Below are 2,367 nucleotides of genomic sequence, written 5' to 3' on the forward strand. Positions count from 1 at the left end.
GGCGCGATAGGGGCCCGTCCGCAGACAGCGCCAGATCCGAAACTGACTCTCTGCTCCGCTGCTACCCAAGGTCCGAGCAGGGCAATACAGTAGCCACGCAGGCCCTCAGGCTCCGCAGAAGCGGCGCGGCCGGCGCTCCAGCCGCCGACGCGGCCGGGCGCGCCGGCCCGGCCGCCGGGCGCGCCTGGGAAGCCGGCTCCGTCGCCCGAGCCGGTCCGCACCACGTCGGTGTCATAAGAGTTCCCGGCGGGCCAGGGGGCGGCGACCGCGACGGTGCCGGCGAGCGCTACGCAGCTGGCGGCGAGCAGCAGGGAGAAGGTCTTCATCGGATCTGCCTCACGTCGGAGTTCGACCGTCGAGCGTGCGCCGCCCGGCCCGGGAGGGGTCGAGCGGCGCCGGTACCTTCCGCAACGCGGCGACTATGCCTGCGGAAGGGAGTGCGGAGGTCAGTGAACGTTGCCGCCCTGTCCGCCGGCGCCGCCGACGCCGCCGAAGCTGCCGTTGCCGCCAGCCCCGCCGTTGCCGCCCCGGTTGCCGTAGCCCGCCGCCGAGCCGCCGCCGCCGCCCTGGCCGCCCTGGCCGCCATAGGAGCCCATGCCGCCCCGGCCGCCGCCGCCGCCCTGGCCGCCATAGGCGCCCGAGCCGCCGCCCCCACCGCCGCCGCCCGCGCCACCGTAGTACCCGCTGCCGCCGGCTCCGCCGCTGCCGCCCCGCCCGCCGTAGGACCCGGTGCCGCCCCAGCCGCCACCGCCGCCGCCACCGCCGTAGTAGCCGCTGCCACCCCGGCCGCCGTTGCCGCCGCGCCCGCCCTTCATAGCGTCGCCGCCTCCGCCACCAGCGCCGCCGTAGCCGCCGTAGTATCCTCCGCCGCCCATCCCGCCGCTCCCGGCGATCCCGCCGGCGAAGGCCTGGGGAGCGGCTGCCATCATGGCGACAGCCGACACAATCACGAACATCGTCTTCTTCATGACAGCCTCCTGCAACGGCACGCGCAGTGCCGGCGTGATGGTGGATCGGGATGTTGACGGGGCCGCTTGAACGCGCCGGACCCCATGCGCGGATACGCTGTTACGAGCGCTGAATTTTGTCGGAGCCATCCCGGAACTTGCGTGCATCCTCTATTTGGAGGATATCTGCGGATGGTTCATCGTGTTCGTTGGATATAATCTGTTCCTAGCGGGCTGAACGAAGTCTGAATGTTAACCATTCTCTTGGTTCAGCTGTATCGCCAGTCCGTGTGCGGGCCGGGTTACTGGAGACCTCCGAGGAGGCGGGCGTGTGTCTCGCCGCTGACGTGTCGATCCGAAGCCGTCGCCGCGATGACTGTTTGCCTCGGCGATGAGGCGACACTATCGGGCTGGATGATCACCGCCGTGCCGCCGCGCACATGGGCGTGTCGCTCGATCAGAGCCGTGAATGTCACTCGGGACACCGCGCCTCCTAGTGCACTGACACCGACGAACGTGCCACGCACTCCCTTGTCAACCGACTGCGATTGCAAAGGAATTCGACGCGCACAGTGTACCTTTTGAAGGCGTCAGTTCACTAGCGACCGTGGCGCAGGTAGCGGTTAAGAATAAAACTGTGTCAGCTTGACCGTGCAAGGAACCTCTTGCGGCCAAGTCAGCACACTAGATGTGTTGAGTGACACGTCACCTGAAACAGAAACAGGCAATTGTTTCGAGGTATTTACACTAGGGACGAGCCCATGACCGAAGCAGCGCTCTCCGACGAGCTGAGTGTGGACGCTCTTGAGCACGCCGTATGCGGCGACTTACCGAGCCGGTATGTGTTCTGCGTCTCCGGATTTGATGCCCCGAAAAGAGGTTTTTACGCAGGCAGCTGTCCTGGCCCGAACACGAGACTCACTGATGCCAACATCCCAAGCCGAAGCTTCGGTAGCAACCACGACCCTGTCCTCGATGGAGTCATCCGAGGACTCGAAGTGCTGTTCCCACCTGTCTACCAGCTTGCAAGCCGGAACGAGGATCCGGAGCCAGTGCAAGAGGATCGCGATGAGTGAGGCGTTCGTTCAGCGGATCTAGCCGAGCACCACTTGTTACGCTGGGCGGCGCCAAAAACAGCGAGCCCCGCCGACCGGGGGATCAGCGGGGCTGGTGGGCCGATACGCAACGAGGCCCGCGGGCATGATGACAGGAAGGGATTAGCGGTTCCTCAAGTGCCGACGCTCCGGCATGTGCCGCACCGGACAAGCCCTGAAGTTCATACAGTTTCTTCAGGATAGCCGATCGGCGCAGGTGGCCATCTGATTGCGAGCCACGTGCGGGCTTGATCAGCCCCCACGAGGTGGCCCGAGTGGAATGTTAGTGGACCGTGGGCCTTTCCACCACGGGTAGCTTGGCCGGC

1 protein-coding gene and 1 pseudogene are annotated in these 2,367 nt (G+C 66.5%); both read right to left on the reverse strand.

Going from position 1 to position 2,367, the window contains the following annotated elements; all coding sequences use genetic code 11:
* Positions 1–326, reverse strand: a pseudogene (locus EU555_RS36775) (hypothetical protein); the annotation flags it as partial.
* A gap of 120 nt (positions 327–446) precedes the next feature.
* Positions 447–968 (reverse strand): PE family protein, encoded by a 522-nt coding sequence (locus tag EU555_RS35875; RefSeq protein ID WP_135420150.1) that lies wholly within the window; start codon positions 966–968, stop codon positions 447–449.
* Between the last annotated feature and the right edge of the window lie 1,399 nt (positions 969–2,367).

The organism is Methylobacterium nonmethylotrophicum (assembly GCF_004745635.1).
Taxonomy (GTDB): Bacteria; Pseudomonadota; Alphaproteobacteria; order Rhizobiales; family Beijerinckiaceae; genus Methylobacterium; species Methylobacterium nonmethylotrophicum.